Source organism: Burkholderia sp. AU44665, assembly GCF_030504405.1.
Lineage (GTDB): Bacteria > Pseudomonadota > Gammaproteobacteria > Burkholderiales > Burkholderiaceae > Burkholderia > Burkholderia semiarida.
The window spans coordinates 1-818 of sequence record NZ_JAUJRI010000051.1 but is presented as its reverse complement, the minus strand read 5'-3'; the positions used below and the strand labels follow the sequence as shown (position 1 = coordinate 818).

Sequence of the window (818 nt, the reverse complement as noted above, 5' to 3'; positions counted from 1 at the left end):
GGCCGCGAGCGCGCATCGCGCGTCGAGATGCTGGAAGCGGCGGCGCAGCGCGCGGTCGACGAGTTCGCCGACGAATTCGACAAGATGGCCGAGCTGCGCCGCCGCGCGACCAAGGCGCTTGGCCGCTGCACGCAGAAGGACAACATCCGCTTCGACGGGCTGTCGCGCGTGTCGCACGTGACCGACGCGACCGACTGGCGCGTCGAATACCCGTTCGTCGTGCTGACGCCCGACACCGAAGCCGAGATCGCCGCGCTGATCAAGGCGTGCTTCGAGCTCGGCCTGACCGTGATCCCGCGCGGCGGCGGCACCGGCTACACGGGCGGCGCGGTGCCGCTCACGCCGTTCTCCGCGGTGATCAACACCGAGAAGCTCGAGCAGCTCGGCGCGGTCGAGCTCACCGAGCTGCCGGGCGTCGCGCACAAGGTGCCGACGATCTTCTCCGGCGCGGGCGTCGTCACGCGCCGCGTGACCGAAGCGGCGGAAGCGGCCGGCTACGTGTTCGCGGTCGATCCGACCTCGCTCGACGCATCGTGCATCGGCGGCAACGTCGCGATGAACGCGGGCGGCAAGAAGGCCGTGCTGTGGGGCACCGCGCTCGACAACCTGGCGTGGTGGCGGATGGTCGACCCGGACGGCAACTGGCTCGAAGTCACGCGCCACGAGCACAATCAGGGCAAGATCCACGACATCGCGGTCGCGCGCTTCGAGCTGAAGTGGTTCGACGGCGCGTACGCGCCGGGCGAGAAGCTGCTGAAGACCGAGATGCTCGAGATCGAAGGCCGGCGCTTTCGCAAGGAAGGGCTCGGCAAGGACGT

The 818-nt window shown here is 69.7% G+C and carries 1 protein-coding gene; it reads left to right on the top strand.

Going from position 1 to position 818, the window contains the following annotated elements; genetic code table 11:
* The coding region (locus QZM15_RS33900; protein ID WP_302108027.1) for an FAD-binding oxidoreductase at positions 1-818 on the top strand (818 nt) is incomplete at both ends.